This is a genomic window from Thermostichus sp. OS-CIW-32, assembly GCF_054060415.1.
On record NZ_JBSSDD010000001.1, the window covers coordinates 44,791 to 60,725 of the forward strand.

11 protein-coding genes are annotated in these 15,935 nt (G+C 53.3%); 6 read left to right on the forward strand and 5 right to left on the reverse strand.

The window, feature by feature from the left end; genetic code table 11:
* Positions 1-63: 63 nt before the first annotated feature.
* Genes ACVWY8_RS00280 through ACVWY8_RS00290 form a run of 3 tightly spaced genes read left to right on the forward strand, consistent with a single transcriptional unit; the run spans position 64 to position 1,778 of the window.
* On the forward strand, positions 64-486 hold the full coding sequence (locus ACVWY8_RS00280) for a heavy metal-responsive transcriptional regulator (protein WP_457392712.1): 423 nt from the start codon (positions 64-66) through the stop codon (positions 484-486).
* Between the two features lie 41 nt (positions 487-527).
* Positions 528-770: a thioredoxin family protein gene (locus tag ACVWY8_RS00285; RefSeq protein WP_457392600.1), complete on the forward strand. Its 243-nt coding sequence runs from the start codon at positions 528-530 to the stop codon at positions 768-770.
* Positions 771-785: 15 nt separating this feature from the next.
* A complete protein-coding gene (locus ACVWY8_RS00290; RefSeq protein WP_457392597.1) occupies positions 786-1,778 on the forward strand; it encodes a permease in 993 nt (330 codons plus the stop codon).
* 289 nt (positions 1,779-2,067) lie between these two features.
* Here ACVWY8_RS00290 and ACVWY8_RS00295 read toward each other — a convergent pair whose 3' ends face one another.
* Both ACVWY8_RS00295 and ACVWY8_RS00300 read right to left on the reverse strand, forming a co-directional pair.
* Positions 2,068-4,251, reverse strand: coding sequence for a DEAD/DEAH box helicase (locus tag ACVWY8_RS00295; protein WP_457392594.1), 2,184 nt, complete (start codon positions 4,249-4,251; stop codon positions 2,068-2,070).
* Between the two features lie 135 nt (positions 4,252-4,386).
* The gene (locus tag ACVWY8_RS00300) at positions 4,387-5,520 is read right to left on the reverse strand and encodes a putative CRISPR-associated protein (protein WP_457392591.1); all 1,134 of its coding nucleotides are present in this window, start codon (positions 5,518-5,520) and stop codon (positions 4,387-4,389) included.
* Between the two features lie 178 nt (positions 5,521-5,698).
* Here ACVWY8_RS00300 and ACVWY8_RS00305 point away from each other — a divergent pair, with 178 nt between their 5' ends.
* The 3 genes from ACVWY8_RS00305 (at position 5,699) to ACVWY8_RS00315 (ending at position 11,343) form a co-directional block, all read left to right on the forward strand.
* Positions 5,699-6,679, forward strand: a complete 981-nt coding sequence (locus ACVWY8_RS00305) for an integron integrase (protein WP_414343089.1) — start codon at positions 5,699-5,701, stop codon at positions 6,677-6,679.
* 218 nt (positions 6,680-6,897) lie between these two features.
* Positions 6,898-10,860, forward strand: a complete 3,963-nt coding sequence (locus ACVWY8_RS00310) for a magnesium chelatase subunit H (protein ID WP_457392589.1) — start codon at positions 6,898-6,900, stop codon at positions 10,858-10,860.
* A gap of 108 nt (positions 10,861-10,968) precedes the next feature.
* Positions 10,969-11,343 (forward strand): DUF6883 domain-containing protein, encoded by a 375-nt coding sequence (locus ACVWY8_RS00315; RefSeq protein ID WP_414330567.1) that lies wholly within the window; start codon positions 10,969-10,971, stop codon positions 11,341-11,343.
* Between the two features lie 269 nt (positions 11,344-11,612).
* Here ACVWY8_RS00315 and ACVWY8_RS00320 read toward each other — a convergent pair whose 3' ends face one another.
* The 3 genes from ACVWY8_RS00320 to cphA all read right to left on the reverse strand — a co-directional run bounded on the left by ACVWY8_RS00320 (position 11,613) and on the right by cphA (position 15,821).
* Positions 11,613-12,464 (reverse strand): prepilin peptidase, encoded by an 852-nt coding sequence (locus ACVWY8_RS00320; RefSeq protein WP_457392709.1) that lies wholly within the window; start codon positions 12,462-12,464, stop codon positions 11,613-11,615.
* A gap of 124 nt (positions 12,465-12,588) precedes the next feature.
* On the reverse strand, positions 12,589-12,789 hold the full coding sequence (locus ACVWY8_RS00325) for a hypothetical protein (RefSeq protein WP_011432545.1): 201 nt from the start codon (positions 12,787-12,789) through the stop codon (positions 12,589-12,591).
* Positions 12,790-13,124: 335 nt separating this feature from the next.
* Positions 13,125-15,821, reverse strand: a complete 2,697-nt coding sequence (gene cphA / locus ACVWY8_RS00330; protein ID WP_457392586.1) for a cyanophycin synthetase — start codon at positions 15,819-15,821, stop codon at positions 13,125-13,127.
* Positions 15,822-15,935 lie beyond the last annotated feature (114 nt).

Sequence of the window (15,935 nt, forward strand, 5' to 3'; positions counted from 1 at the left end):
TTGACCTTATATCAAAGTATAAGGTTTACTATGAGCTTATCAGGCTGTAATGGAGTGATGTCAATGTTTCAAGTGGGGGAAGTCTCGCGTCTGTTAGATATTAATCCACAAACCCTTTACTTTTATGAGCGAATTGGGTTAATTCCATCCCCACAGCGCACAGAAGCAGGGTATCGGCTATTCAGTCAACAAGATGTGGAGCGGCTTACCTTTATTACACGGGCTAAATCTTTGGGGCTTAGTCTAGATGAAATTAAAGACATTCTTGCGTTAAAGGATGGGCGATCGCTCACTTGTCAGGCGGTTTATGAACGTCTCAGCAAAAAAGTTAATGAAATTGAAGATACGATTCGCCAATTACAAATTCTTCATAATGAGCTAACACCACTGGCTCAACAGTGCTATGCCAATTTGCACAATTTGCAAAAAAATGATCAAGAATGCGTTGTCCTAGATCAGTTTCAAGTCAAGCCTTTGAGAAATTAATGCTATTGCGATCTGACGTAAACATTGGGAGGAAAATTCTTATGAAACCGATCACAGTTGAAGTACTGGGAACAGGCTGCAAAAAATGTCAGCAACTAGAAGCTAATGCCAGAGAAGCGATCGCTGCACTTAACCTAGAAGCAGAAATTTTTCACATTACTGACCCCATTGAAATTGCCAAGCGAGGAGTTATGTCTACACCTGCACTGACTGTTAATGGTAAGGTCGTGGGTAAAGGTAAAGTGATGACCAGTGAGGAAATTCAGCGACTCTTACAGATGTAGAAGAGAGGACAAACAATGTTCGATCCGTTTTATCCATTCGACTGGCTGGCAACACAGATCGTCACTCGTCTATTAGGACTGTCAGTTAAATCTCATCTCGGAGCTAGCTTGCATTTTTTCCTTTACGATGTCCCCAAAGTTTTGACCTTATTGATTGTTATTAGTTTTGTTGTGGGAACATTTCAGAGTTTTTTGCAACCTGAAAACGTGCGGCAATGGTTAGAAGGTAAGCGCACTTTGGGCGGAAATATTCTAGCGGCGATGGTGGGGATTGTCACACCTTTTTGCTCTTGTTCTGCCGTACCCCTATTTATTGGTTTTTTGGAAGCAGGTATCCCTCTGGGTGTGACATTTTCTTATTTGATTTCTGCCCCAATGGTAAATGAAGTAGCTGTTGTACTGTTGTGGGGGTTATTCGGGTTAAAAGTCACACTTCTATATATTGGCTTTGGGGTTGGATTAGCGATCTTAGCTGGTTATATCATCGGATGGCTCAAGTTGGAAAAATGGGTTGAATCTTTTGTATGGCAATTTCAAAAAGCCCACCAAGACAATGCTCAAGAGGACAACCTTAACGCCAATCATGTCACTTGGAAACAGAGGTTTCAGCAGGGATGGTTTCAGTCCAGTGAAATTGTGCGATCGGTATGGCTTTATGTCGTTGTCGGTATTGCGATCGGTGCTGGAATTCATGGCTATGTCCCAACCACTTTAGTTACACAATTAGCAGGGTCTAGCAACCCATTCGCTGTTCCTGTTGCTGTAGTGTTGGGTGTACCTCTCTATGCAAACATTGCTGGTGTTATGCCAATTACCGAAGCATTGGTTAACAAAGGAATGCCGATGGGTACTGTATTAGCGTTCACAATGGCTGTGACGGCTCTCTCATTGCCTGAGATGGTCATCCTGAGAAAAGTTCTTCGCCCTCAACTTTTAGCTGTGTTTATTAGCCTAATGACTTTTGGAATCATCAGTATCGGCTACCTGTTTAATGCACTCCTTGTCTAACTACCCCTTTGCTCTCAATCAGGACTGGGAGGATAGCCACAACCAGGGAATAAGGGCATCTAACGGTTGAACTCACCCGCCACCAGTATAGCTAAGCATACAAAGGTTGGCATGATATGGGTCGCTGGGCGTAGCCCCACATTGGTTTCCCAGAATCTTAAGGCGACAACCTTAACCTACCTAGCTATAGTTTTGGGTAATGACTAAAGTATAGCTTCAAGTCGGGTGCAGTGATTTGTTATGTTGCACTTACAATTGGTAGCAAATATTGATACGAGTTTCTAATTTGCTATTCAAAATCTTCATCATTAATCCTTTTCAATGAGGATTGATTGAATGCTTTAAAGGTTAGATTTGGGTACTGTTGCACAATAGCTCTCAATTCTTCAAAAACTGGGCTCGCACCCTCAACCCCAGTTACAACGCACCAGATACGCGCTCGTGTAAGTGCAACAAAGGCTTCGTTACGCTTCTGTAGTTCTGACTCTCCTCTCCAAGCTAATGGCTGGGTAGCACAATGAAATCTGCAAGCATAAACCTTCCACGCCTCATTGCCCTTGGCTCGGAAAATTGTTGAGATCGTGATGCAGTTATCCATGCGAAAGATATCCAGATTTGTATCAACACCTGCAATAACGCTTTGGATACCTCGCCTTGAGAGTTTAGATTTTATTGCTTCAAAGTACTGCTGTTCTTTATCACCAGTGGGGCAAGTAATCAACAAGTCCCAAGGGTCGAAGCCTAACTTCAGATCTTCCTCCACTTGTTGAGCAATCCATTCCTGCTCTTCCAACTCATCCGAAAAAGTCTGGATGCGTAAAGGTGAGCCTAAAGCGTCCTTGTGAGGAAAATCATCACTGTCTATGGGGTGAGGGCTGTTTTTTGCCTCGCGCGTAACTGTGACTGTTTTGCCAGCTTTGACACTTGCATCTGAAAAATCTCCATCCAGAACAGTGTAACCTAGTTTTTCCCAATCCTCTTTGTTACTCACTCCTTGCAAACAACCCTCTTGTCGCAGTAAGCCCATGTTGATAGCGTGAGCAGCCATGAGAAGCATTTTAGGTGTTCGGTAGCATCGGTTTAAATTGTGTGCCTTGCGCAGTCCTCCTTCGTAGGTAGGGCTGGTTATGGTTCCATCAGGAAGTTTGTTCCCACCTAAATCTACTACTGGTGTTCCATCTGGATTAAGCCCAAAGATATGCAAAGGACGAGGTACCGTCAGGGTTCCAATCCCCTGTGCTTCGTCGTATGCCCAATAAAGTCGTTTTGGGTCAGATAAACTTTTATAAGCTAATCGATAGAAGGATGGGGGCAAATCCTGTCCTTCGTCTATCAAGATCGCATCAAAAAGTACAGGTATGTTCGGCACCCTTTTCTCTAGATCATCGCAAACATACTCAAAAGCCTCTGATGGAGAGCAGTTGCGCCCCATCCTCTCTCTTACATCCTTGACACTCAGAGGACGTATTCCCGATTTTTGGGCTAAGTTACGGTAGAAACCGTTACGCTCTCTTGAACCCCAAGCATGTAGTACTTGTACATTGTGCCAGTTTGGCTCTACATCTCCTTCATCCTGCCGAACCATTTCACGATAGTAAAGACTGATTAAACCTATGATTTGGTCGTAAAGTGCCTGTGTAAAAAACACAAAAGCAATTTTCCAGTCAGGGTGCGCGGCATGGATTTTTGCGGCTCTCTTGGCAAATAGAACGGTTTTCCCTGTTCCTGCTAATCCTCTAACACGCTGAGGGCCATCTGGAACCTCAAAAGCTACCTTTTGCTGTTGATCGTCCAGAAAACGAAGGCGAGATTCCAGATAATGGATGACTCTTACAGGATTTTCGGGTGGCGTTCCTGTGGGTATGGCTCTAGGTTCTTGTCTTGGTAGCGAACCGCCCAGTAAAGCAACTATGTTTTGCCACTGTTCATCAGATAGAGGACGCTGTGGATTTTCGCAAGCGCCCAACTGTAGTTTTTCTCGGAGAGTCGATGGCTTCAGATCCTCCTCTAGCAAAACAACGCCATGGGTACACGGCAAGTCAGAAAATCCTTTATCTTGCCATTCTTGCTCTTTAACAAAGGGTAATACCACTCTGTAGTGTGAGGCGACCAGTCCTCGTGTTTCTCTTCGTTCTGTGAGTTTCGCACTTATTGCAAACATGCCATCCTCAGCTTGAAGCATAGGCAATTCCTCTTCCCTATGCCAATTGGTCATTTTCCACTGATGCCCTTCGATACTTTCAATGTTAGCGATACTGCACCCTTTACACTCAAATACCCACAATCCTAAATCTCTGTGCATAAAGATAACGTCAGGTTCTCTGGTGAGATTGCCTGTGCGTTTAAAAATTGGATACCTAAAGTAAGCTACGCATGGCTCATTCTGAAATGTCTTTTTGAGGCATTCCCAAAACTTTTTCTCTGCTGTGTTTGGGTTAAGTGGAGCATAGTTCTGGAACTTACCTTCTGACATGCTGTTTCCAAATGACTAAACTAAATCTATTTGACTAATAAGACAAGCAATATAACGGCCTGCGCTTCACCTGCGCCGCGAAGCGCAGCGGAGCGGTGTCAGGTGGAAGCGCGTGTTGGGCGGCGTAGTTGTTGTTCATGGTCTGTACTTCTGGTTTAAGGTGTCTGCCGCCCATGCTAAGGCGATTGAAGATTCATCGGTAACATGAATCCAAAACCTTGCGCCAAAATTATCTTTATCTTGGAACGTTCCTATAAGCCGTTTTTTGCCATCTTCTTCTCGAACATAGAATCCAATACCCTTAATTGATTTCTGCTTGTCGTAAGGCAATGAGTTCGCTGTTACTATCCATGGGTTTTCCCGCCAAACTTTTTCCACGAAATCTCTAAACCCAATTGGGTAATGGTCATCTCTAAACGATGGCTCTTTTTTATTTTCGGCTGGTATTAGTCTTACCGGCTTTGGGTTGCGGATACGAAAACCTGTTAAGTAAATCTGCCCTATCGGACTTAATTCGTAAACAGACTCCCCATCAACAACAATCTCTGCCAATAAAACACGAAACTTTTCGTCAATTTCACCTAATTCACTGCGCGAAAACGCTCCGCCGCGTTCAAAGTCTGTTAGTACATCTGCATTTTGTGCAAGAATTTCGTAGTCGAATGATATGGGCAACGGAGGAAAATCTATAATTTCCGAAAATCTCTCGTGTTTATAAAAAACAGGTATGTTCAATGCCTGCCCAACAATAACGGCTATTGCTATTTGCGCTTTGTATCCGCCAGTTGCGTCAATGGCGACATATTCAGCACCACCAAATCTTTGTATATATTCGCCAGCTTTGCGAACAAGATTTCTTAAGCCGTGAACTCTAAAATCTGTGGGGCGCTCATCTTGAAGATTATCAACAGTTTGATATTCGAGATTTCGTAAATTGAGGTCGGTACGTCGTTCAAAATAGCGCTTTAGAAATTCTCCTGTGTTTTTTCCTTTAGGAGTATCCGAAACAAGAAAAATTAGATTTTCAAGTTCAAGCCAGCTTTTTCTTCGGGCTTCTTCTATTGTGTTGATTTCAGCGCCGCACACTCTGTCGGTTGGCGAGACTCTAAGCATCTCTTCAGCTAAATTTGTCCAATTTTGTTCATCATAAGCCTTGCGAATATTTTCCCAATTTGATGGCACATTAGGTATAGTTGCTGACAAACGACTTAAGTTGCCTTCAAAAAGACTTGTTCCAACCGTGCATATCAAAGTATTTCTCTGGGGCATAAAATCTCTCCCAACTTGAACTTAGGCGAAGCCGCCCAACATGTGTTTCTGCAGCTAGATGACTGATAATCACCTAAGAAGCAGACTTTTCCATCGCCTAGTGTAATGCTACCCTAATTTGTCTGTATAGTCAACATTTTGAGCGATAATTACCTCCAAAGGGTTTTTATCTGGCTGAATGAGCATCAACACACCCATACCTAGACCCAGAAAGCTCCTGGAGCAAGTCAGTGATGCCCTCCGGGTCAAACACTACTCCTACCAAACCGAGAAATCTTATCTTCTCTGGATCCGTCGCTTTATCTTGTTTCACAACAAGCGACACCCCAAGGAGATGGGCGGCGAAGAAATCAACGCCTTTCTCACTCACCTGGCGGTGGAGGGTAAGGTTGCCGCTTCCACCCAAAACCAGGCTCTCAGTGCGCTGTTGTTCCTTTACCGAGAAGTGCTGCATCTGGAGCTAGACCTTGACCTAGACGCCGTGCGAGCCAAACGGTCACGCTATTTGCCTACGGTCTTAACCCCTGAGGAGGTCAAAGCCATCATTGTGCATCTATCCGGGATCCATCGCTTGGTGGTGCAGGTGCTGTATGGCAGTGGCTTGCGATTGGCGGAAGCCCAGCAGCTCCGGGTCAAAGATGTGGATTTTAACCAACGGCAACTGGTGATTCGCAATAGTAAAGGGATGGAGAGCCGGTTAACGATGCTGCCAGAAACCTTAGTGGAACCTTTGCAAGAACACTTGCTCTGGGCAAAGCGACAACATCAGCAGGATTTGGAACAAGGATACGGCTCAGTCTATCTGCCATTTGCTTTGGAGCGCAAGTATCCCAATGCGGAGCGGGAGTGGAGCTGGCAATATGTCTTTCCGGCAGAAAGGTTATCTCAGGATCCTCGCACTGGCATCACCCGCCGCCATCATTTGCATGAGTCTGGATTACAACGGGCGATTAAACAAGCTGTCCAAAAAACCGGGATCCCCAAGCGGGTCAGTTGCCACACCTTCCGCCATAGTTTTGCCACTCATCTCCTGCAAAACGGCTACGACATCCGCACCGTCCAAGAATTGTTGGGCCACAAAGATGTCAAAACCACCATGATTTACACCCATGTGCTGAATAAAGGCGGGCGCGGGGTGAGAAGTCCATTGGATCCTTAGAAGGGGACGCTCTCTGGGGAAGGGATCCTCTTCCCCTTTACAGTACCTCAGCGATCATTGCGAATTATTACGACCTTGCCGTCATACCCTCAGCAGGGATCCGTTTCTCTGGTAGAACGGGAAACAGACAATAGGGGATCCTGCCTATCGCGTCAGCGGGACGGAGTCCTTTCCCCAGTTCACCCCATCTTTTGCATTGCACGACGGAGAGCGACCGCATGTTTACTCTGGTTAAGCCCATCACCCGCCACGTTACCCCTGCCGAGGTAGGGGATCGCCGCTTGATGAAGGTGGTGTATGTGGTGTTGGAGCCGCAATATCAGAGTGCCCTGACCGCAGCAGTGCAGCACATCAACGCCCACAACTCCAAGCTGGCGGTGGAGCTGTCCGGCTATCTGGTGGAGGAGCTGCGGGATCCCGCGGGCTATGAGGCTTTTCGGCGGGATCTGGAAACGGCCAATGTCTTTATTGGATCCCTGATTTTTATCGAAGACATTGCCCAGAAGGTGGTGCAGGCGGTAGAACCCCTGCGGGAACGGCTGGATGCGGTGGTGGTGTTTCCCTCCATGCCGGAGGTGATGCGCCTGAACAAGATGGGATCCTTTTCCATGGCGCAGCTAGGCCAGTCCAAGAGCGCCATCGCCCAGTTTATGCGCAAGCGCCAGCAGGGATCCAACTTCCAGGAGGGGATGTTGAAGCTGCTGCAGACCCTGCCCAAGGTGCTGAAGTATCTGCCCTTCGACAAGGCGCAGGATGCCCGCAACTTCATGCTCAGCTTTCAGTACTGGCTGGGGGGATCCCGCGAGAACCTGGAGAACTTTTTGCTGATGTTGGCGGATCGCTACCTGCCGGGGATGCGGGGGCAGCTCTCCTTTGCCGAGCCGGTCACCTACTTGGAGATGGGCATCTGGCACCCCTTGGCGCCGCAGATGTTTGCCAGTCTGGCGGAGTATTTGGATTGGTACAACGCCCGCGAGGATCTGCCGCAGGACGTGAAGGATCCCTTGGCTCCCTGCGTGGGGTTGGTGTTGCAGCGCACCCACCTGGTGACGGGGGATGATGCCCACTACGTGGCCATGGTGCAAGAGCTGGAGTCGCGCGGGGCGCGGGTGGTGCCGGTGTTTGCCGGGGGTCTAGATTTCTCCAAGCCAGTGAACGAGTTTTTCTGGAACGCGCAGAAGACAGCGCCCATTGTGGATGTGGTCGTGTCGCTAACCGGGTTTGCCCTGGTGGGAGGGCCGGCGCGGCAGGATCACCCCAAGGCGGTGGAAGCGCTGCAACGGCTGAATCGCCCCTACATGGTGGCGCTGCCCTTGGTGTTTCAATCGACGGAGGAATGGGCTGCCAGCGACCTGGGGCTGCACCCGGTGCAGGTGGCTCTGCAGATTGCCATTCCCGAGCTGGACGGGGCCATTGATCCCATCATCCTCTCAGGGCGGGACGCGGCCACCGGCAAAGCTCACGCAATGCAGGATCGGATCGAGCTGATCGCGGCGCGGGCCATTAAATGGGCCAATTTGCGGCGCAAGCCCAAGCTGGAGAAGAAGATCGCCATCACCGTCTTCAGCTTCCCACCGGACAAAGGCAATGTGGGGACAGCAGCCTACTTGGATGTATTTGCCTCTATTCACCGGGTGATGCAGGCCCTGGCCCACAACGGCTATGACCTCGGCCCCGAGCTGCCCAAAACCCCGCAGGAGCTGATGGAGTCCATCCTGCACGATCCCCAGGCCCAGTACGCCAGCCCGGAGCTGAATGTGGCCGCCAAACTGTCGGTGCGGGAGTACGAGGCGCTGACACCCTACGTGAAAGCCATCGAGCAATACTGGGGGCCAGCGCCGGGGCACCTGAATACCGATGGGCAAAATCTGCTCATCTACGGCAAGCACTTTGGCAATGTGTTCATCGGGGTGCAGCCCACCTTCGGCTATGAAGGGGATCCCATGCGGCTGCTTTTTTCCAGGTCAGCCAGCCCCCACCACGGCTTTGCTGCCTACTACACCTACCTGGAGAAAGTTTGGGGGGCGGATGCGGTGTTGCACTTTGGCACCCATGGATCCCTGGAGTTTATGCCGGGCAAGCAGATCGGCATGTCGGGCGAGTGCTATCCGGATAATCTAATTGGATCCCTGCCCAACCTGTACTACTACGCCGCCAACAACCCCAGTGAGGCCACTATTGCCAAGCGGCGGGGCTACGCCTGTACCATCAGCTACCTGACGCCGCCGGCAGAAAACGCCGGCCTCTACAAGGGGCTGCAAGAGCTGCGGGAGATGATCGGCTCCTACCAAACCCTGCGGGAGGGGGCGCGGGGCATCGCCATCGTCAACGCCATCTGCGACAAGGCGCGGCTGGTGAACCTGGACAAGGATGTGGAGTTGCCCCAGGGGGACGCCGCCCAGTTGAGCTTGGAAGAGCGGGATAGGGTGGTGGGCAAGCTCTACGCCCAGCTGATGGAGATCGAGTCGCGGCTGTTGCCCTGTGGTCTGCACGTCATTGGAGCGCCCCCCACGGCAGAGGAGGCGATTGCCACCCTGGTGAGCATTGCCAGCATTGACCGCCCCGAAGAAGGGATCCTCGGCCTGCCCCGCATTCTCGCCCAAAGCCTGGGCCGGGATATCGATGAGATCTACCGCAACCGGGATCGGGGACACCTGGCGGATACGGAGCTGCTGGATCGCATCAACAAGGCCTGCCAGAAGGCGGTGGCGGCGCTGGTGCAGGAGCAGACCGACGCCCAGGGCCGGGTCGCGCGGGTGGCCAAGCTCAACTTTTTCAACATGGGCCGGCAAGCCTCCTGGTTGGCAGTCCTAAAAGAAGCGGGCTACCCCCAGGTGGATCCGGATCTTTTGAAGCCCTTGTTTGAATTTCTGGAGGAGTGCCTCAAGCAAATTACGGCAGATTATGAGCTGGGATCCCTGCTGCGGGCCTTGGAAGGGGAGTACATTTTGCCGGGGCCAGGAGGGGATCCCATCCGCAACCCCAATGTGTTGCCCACGGGACGGAACATCCATGCTTTGGATCCCCAGTCCATCCCCACGGCAGCCGCCATCCAGTCGGCGGAGATGGTGGTGGAACGGCTGCTGGCCCGCGAGATGAGCAGCAACGGCGGCAAGTACCCGGAGACCATCTCGGTGGTGCTCTGGGGCACCGACAACATCAAGACCTATGGGGAATCCCTGGCGCAGGTGCTGTGTTTGCTGGGGGTGCGACCCAAACCCGATGCCCTGGGGCGGGTGAACAAGGTGGAGTTAATCCCCTTGGAGGAACTGGGCCGGCCCCGCATTGATGTGGTGGTGAACTGCTCGGGGGTGTTCCGGGATCTGTTTGTTAACCAGATGGACCTGATCGACCGGGCGGTGAAGCTGGCGGCCGCAGCGGTGGAGCCACCGGAGCTGAACTTTGTGCGCAAGCACGCCTTGCAGCAGGCAGAAGAACTGGGGCTGACGTTGGAGCAGGCGGCAACGCGGGTCTTTTCCAACGCTTCCGGATCCTACTCCGCCAACATCAACCTGGCGGTGGAAAACAGCTCCTGGGAGGACGAGAGGGAGCTGCGGGAGATGTACCTATCCCGCAAGTCCTTTGCCTTTGGCTCGAATCTGCCCAACCAGCAGATGCGGCAGCTTTTTGAAGCCAGCTTGAAGACGGTGGATGTGACCTTCCAGAACCTGGACTCCTCGGAGATCAGCCTGACCGATGTCAGCCACTACTTCGACGCGGATCCCACCAAGCTGGTGCAGAGCCTGCGCCCCGACGGCAAGGCCCCCTCTGCCTACATGGCGGATACCACCACGCCCAACGCCCAGATCCGCACCCTGAGCGAAACCATCCGTCTGGACGCCCGCACCAAGCTCCTCAACCCCAAGTGGTATGAGGGGATGCTCAAGCACGGCTACGAAGGGGTAAGGGAGATCGCCAAGCGGCTGGTCAACACCTCCGGCTGGTCAGCTACGGCAGGCGCGGTGGACAACTGGATCTACGAGGAAACCAACGAGACTTTCATCAAGGACGAGGCGATGCGGCAGCGCTTGATGAACCTCAACCCCCACTCCTTCCGGCGCATTGTCGGATCCCTGCTGGAGGTGCATGGGCGTGGCTATTGGCAGACTTCCCAGGCCAATATCGAGCGTCTGCAGGAGCTGTACCAGGAAGTGGAAGACCGAATCGAGGGGGTGGAGTAATTAATATTAATATGGTTGTTTCAGGTTAGCGTGAGACGTCTGGGCTACTGTTCGCGCCAGCGGGACGGAGTCCTTAGACCTTACGTGAAGTCGGCAAAAGCTGCAACCATGGCCGGATCCTTGCCCAGGGCTTCTGAAGCAGCAGTGGATCCTGCCAAGTTCGTTGATTACTCTATGAATCCAGCTAATCCTGGAAATCAAGGCAAGTGGATTGCCTTTGCAGAGCTTGGCTATGATGTCAGTACACCAGAGGGAAGAAGGGTGGGATTTGCTCACATTCTGCAACAGGTTACTGCTGCTCTGCCTTGCGCCTTAGCCGGGGATCCGTTTCCAACACCCTATGGAAGCCGCTATCGAGTCAAGATTGAAATTTTGGGCCTCAATCAGAAAAAAGGCACTTTAGTGACCGTGTGGCAGGTTGATAAGGAAAGTTTAATCCCTCGTTTGGTCACCAATTGGCTAGAGGTACACAATGATGAGTAAAACCACTTCTAGAATCAAGCCATACAGTAGAGTCAAAACTGTGGCAGATGTCAAGGAGTATTTCAGCGAGACCACTATTCCTGCTGGAACTCAGGGATCCATTGTGGAATGTTACTCAGATCCCACTGAAGGCTATGCGGTTGATTTAGCGGTTCCGGATTTGAGCTTGGTAGGAGGTTTTCGATATTTTAATCTCATTCTTTTTCCCGATCAGTTTGAAGTCATAGATCCCGAAACATGAAGTATCCAATGTTGAATGGACGTTCCCTCTACCCCACCAATCCGGCCCAGCGTAGGTAGCCCTCCACCAGTTGGGATCCGGCTAGAGCGGCTACCCCTCCGCCCATAGCCAAGTAGGGGCCGAAGGGGATGGGCTTTCCCAGGCGGGCCCGCCCCTTGGTCATGGCCAGCAAGCTAGCCAGCAGGCCAAACCCGGAACCCAAAAGAAGGGCCACCACCACCCCCTGCCACCCCAACCACATGCCGATCAGGGCCAACAGCTTGCCATCTCCCCCGCCCATAGCCTCCCGCCCCAAGACCCAACGGGCCAAGAGGCCAATGCCCTCCAGCAGCCAGAGGCCCAGCACAGCTCCTGCAATCCCTTCCACCAGTGACAGGCCTGTAGCGGCCAGGGATCCGGATCCCTGGAGCCACGGCAGAGCCAGGCGGGCCAAAAGCCCCACCACCAGGCCTGAACGGGTCAGCTCCTCCGGCAGCAAAAAGGTATCCAGATCGATGAGCGCCAGGGCCAACAGCCAGCTCAACAAGATGCAGGTGAGGATCCCTTGGGCAGAAAACCCCAAAGCGCCGATGCTGAGGGCAAACAGGCCCATTGTCAACGCCTCAACGGCAGGGTAGCGCCAGCTAATCTGCGCTCCACAATGGCGGCAGCGACCGCGCAGCAACAACCAGCCTAGGATGGGAATGTTCTCCGTGGGGCCCAGCGGCGTCTTGCAGCTTGGACAATGGGATCCGGGATGGAGCAGAGAAAGACCCTGCGGCAGGCGATAGACCACCACGTTCAAGAAGCTGCCCACACAGGCCCCCAACACCAGCACCAGCACCCAGCCCAGTAGGCGCAGCTCCCAGGTGCCGTTCGCATCAGCGTTGCTCAGCCACATCATGCGAGCGTTGCGCAGTAGGGGAGAACCTCGAGCATGGCAGCGATTCCCATCGCGTCGGCGGGACGGAGTTCCTAAAGGCAGAAAAAGGAAGGATCTGCTCTGTCAGCGCCAACCTCGTGCCTCACCGCAGCGGCTCCAACTGCTGCAGCGGAATAAAAGTTTCCTGGGGCAGCAGGATGGGGAACTCGGAAAAGATCAGATCCCCTCGCAGGGTACGGCGGTGAATAACTACCCCCCGCGGAGGTTGCTCCAGCACTTCCGGTCGATACTGCAGATGAAATTGATAAATCTGGCGAGCCGCTTGAAGCAGAGCGCTGTCCATGAGCTGTTTTCCTTGCCAAATTCACAACTACCCTAACGACATTCTCATTGTGTCAGCGAGACGGAGTCCTTGCTCGTTAGCGGGATAGGGTCCTCAAGCCCTTTTGGATCCCTGACGTCCTCAGGCTTTTTTTGGAGATGCTTAGGGCCCCTTGAAAGCCGGGGATCCCTCAAGCCGAACACCTGCTGCTTCCCAAAAGACAAGTCACCCGCCCCCGCCAGCCTAAACTTAGGATATCGCTGCCGAGAACTCATGGGTCACCTCCGCCCACTCAATTCTCGATGTCTGTCCAGGAATGGAGGCCATAGAGCACTCTGGAGTTGTCGACAGCCGTCCTAAGATGGCTTGCCGTCGGGGCTGGGGGAGATCAAATCTGGGCCAATGCTGTAGGAAGAGCCGCGGTAACTGGGTTTGGGGTTGAGCTTGTCTTGAAAGCGGGTGATGATCTGGATGGTGCGCTGCACATCTGCCGGAAAGATCACCACCAGGTCTCCAGGTTCGGCCTTTTCCAAAGCGGTTTCGATGGCAGTAGCCTCATCCAAGATCTCCTGCAGGCGATCCCCTGCCTTTTCCTGTTCCCAACCCTGCCGGATCAGGGCGGCCACCTCGCCTGGCTCCCGTCCTCGCCGGTCATCATCTTCTTTGACGATGGCCCGGTCGAACATGCGCGCTGCCAGGACTCCCAACTCTCGTAGGTCGCTGTTGCGCCGATCCCCAGGCCCGCCGATGACCCCAATTTTTCGTTGGCAATCCCAGCGCTCCAGGGTACTTTGAATGGCCTCGTAACCTGCCGGGTTGTGGGCATAGTCCACCAGCACTTGGTAGCCCCCCACATCGAACAAGTTGAGGCGACCGGGGGTCTGGGCTACAGAACTGGTGAAGGTGCCCAGCGCCATGCGGATGTCGTCGATGGAAACCCCGTGCAGGAAGGCTGCCAAAGTAGCGGCCAGCACATTTTGGATCATGAAGCTGGCCTTGCCAGAGAGGGTGAGGGGAATTTTGGTTACATCTTCTATGCGCAGTTTCCAGCCCCGTTTCAAAATTGAGATGTGGCCCTCTTCATAGACAGCTGCTATGCCCCCGGAAGCAATGTGCTTTTGAATGAGGGGATTTTCCGGGTTCATGCTGAAATAGGCCACTGTCGCCTTGACATTGGCGGCCATGGCGGCCACCAGACCATCATCGGCATTCAAGACAGCGTAGCCCCGCTCGTGTACCGCTTCCACCAAGACGGATTTGACGCGGGCCATGTCTTCTAGGGTTTCGATATCCCCCAACCCCAGGTGATCTGAGGTTACGTTGAGCACCACGCCAATATCGCATTCCGGAAACCCCAGCCCCTCTCGCAAAATGCCGCCTCGCGCCGTTTCCAGCACCGCCACTTCTACGGTGGGATCCCTGAGCACCAGGCGGGCGCTGTGGGGGCCGGTCATGTCTCCCTTGGCAATTTGATGGTTTTGGATGTAAACGCCGTCGGTGGTGGTGAAGCCGACCCGCTTGCCGATGCCTTTGAGGATGTGGGCGATCAGGCGGGTGGTGGTGGTTTTGCCGTTGGTGCCGGTGACGGCCAGGATGGGGATGCGGGTGTGGCTGCCGGGGGGAAAGAGCATGTCGATGATGGGCTCAGCCACATTGCGCGGGATCCCTTCGCTGGGGGCCAGGTGCATGCGCAGGCCGGGAGAAGCGTTCACCTCGACAATGCCGCCACCGGTTTCGTTGACGGGCTGGGCAATGTCCGGGCAGATGAGGTCGATGCCCGCCACATCCAGGCCGATGATCTGAGCTGCCCGTTCGGCAATGAAGGCGTTGTAGGGATGGATGATATCGGTGCAATCGACGGCGATGCCTCCGGTGCTCAGGTTGGCGGTGGATTTGAGGGTGCAATGTTCTCCTTTGGGCAGCACCGTATCCAGGGTGTAGCCTTTGCTTTCGAGGATACGCAGGGTCATGTCATCAACGCTAATTTGGGTCAGCACGTTTTCGTGGCCAAACCCCCGCCGCGGATCCCTGTTGACTTCGTCGATCAGCTCTTGAATGGTGGAGCGGCCATCTCCCACCACATAGGCTGGGATCCGCTTGGCCACAGCCACCAGCTTGTTGTTGATCACCAGCAGTCGGTAGTCATCCCCCACCAGGTGCTTTTCCACCAACACCACATCGGAGTATTGGCTGGCGGCATCGTAGGCGATCTCGGCGGCTTCCAGGCTGGTGATGTTGACGGTGATGCCCTTGCCGTGGTTGGCGTTAAGGGGCTTGATCACCACCGGAAAGCCCCCGACATCCTCGATGGTGGCTGCCAACTCGCTGCGGCGACGCACCGTATAGCCCTTGGGCACCGGGATCCCCATGTCCTGCAGCAGTTCTTTGGTGGCCCGCTTGTCGGCGGCCAGGTCGGTAGCAATGATGCTGGTTTTTTCAGTGGTGGTGGCTTCGATGCGCTTTTGGTAGACGCCGTACCCCAGTTGCACCAGGGATCCCTTGTTGAGGCGCAGATAGGGGATCCCGCGCAGGGCGGCCTCGTCCAGCAAAGCTTGGGTGCTGGGGCCGAAGCGGACGTTCTCTCGGATCTCTCGCAACTCTTGAATGTCCAGTTCTAGGTCGCGGCGGTAGTCTTCTCCATCCACCAAAGCCTGACAGAGGTAGACTGCAGCTTTGGCCGCAAAGCGCCCGGCCTCTGCCTCTTGATACTCGAACACGACGTTGTAGGTGCCGGGGGTGGAGGTTTCGCGGGTGCGGCCAAAATCCACTTTCATGCCGGCCAGAGTCTGCAGTTCCAAGGCCACATGCTCCACCACATGGCCCATGAGGGTGCCCTCTTCCACCCGTTGCAAGAATCCCCCATAGCAGCCGCGGGAGCACTGGTGTTCCCACAGTCCCGGCAACAGGGCCTCCAACCTTTCTTTGAAACCCGGGATGGTGTTGGTGGGTCGCTCCTGCAAGTCTTCCAGATCAAGCCGCATTTGAATCAGCTTATGACGACGGATGCTCCAGTAGTTGGGGCCACTGAGAACGCGGATGGATCGGATGCGCATAGGGTCTAGGGGAAACAGCGGGGAAGGGGACAGATAACTTAGGGTCGTTTTAGGGTCGTTTTCAGGATGCCGGCGCAGGAAACTGCCAAGGACTACATCCCGCTGGCGCGACCA

Bases quoted from the DNA above. Each gene is read 5' to 3' on its own strand.
- ACVWY8_RS00295 (WP_457392594.1), bottom strand. From the start codon at position 4,251: ATGTCAGAAGGTAAGTTCCAGAACTATGCTCCACTTAACCCAAACACA.
- ACVWY8_RS00285 (WP_457392600.1), top strand. From the start codon at position 528: ATGAAACCGATCACAGTTGAAGTACTGGGAACAGGCTGCAAAAAATGT.
- ACVWY8_RS00290 (WP_457392597.1), top strand. From the start codon at position 786: ATGTTCGATCCGTTTTATCCATTCGACTGGCTGGCAACACAGATCGTC.
- ACVWY8_RS00280 (WP_457392712.1), top strand. From the start codon at position 64: ATGTTTCAAGTGGGGGAAGTCTCGCGTCTGTTAGATATTAATCCACAA.
- ACVWY8_RS00310 (WP_457392589.1), top strand. From the start codon at position 6,898: ATGTTTACTCTGGTTAAGCCCATCACCCGCCACGTTACCCCTGCCGAG.
- ACVWY8_RS00305 (WP_414343089.1), top strand. From the start codon at position 5,699: ATGAGCATCAACACACCCATACCTAGACCCAGAAAGCTCCTGGAGCAA.
- ACVWY8_RS00315 (WP_414330567.1), top strand. From the start codon at position 10,969: ATGGCCGGATCCTTGCCCAGGGCTTCTGAAGCAGCAGTGGATCCTGCC.
- ACVWY8_RS00300 (WP_457392591.1), bottom strand. From the start codon at position 5,520: ATGCCCCAGAGAAATACTTTGATATGCACGGTTGGAACAAGTCTTTTT.
- ACVWY8_RS00325 (WP_011432545.1), bottom strand. From the start codon at position 12,789: ATGGACAGCGCTCTGCTTCAAGCGGCTCGCCAGATTTATCAATTTCAT.
- cphA (WP_457392586.1), bottom strand. From the start codon at position 15,821: ATGCGCATCCGATCCATCCGCGTTCTCAGTGGCCCCAACTACTGGAGC.
- ACVWY8_RS00320 (WP_457392709.1), bottom strand. From the start codon at position 12,464: ATGTGGCTGAGCAACGCTGATGCGAACGGCACCTGGGAGCTGCGCCTA.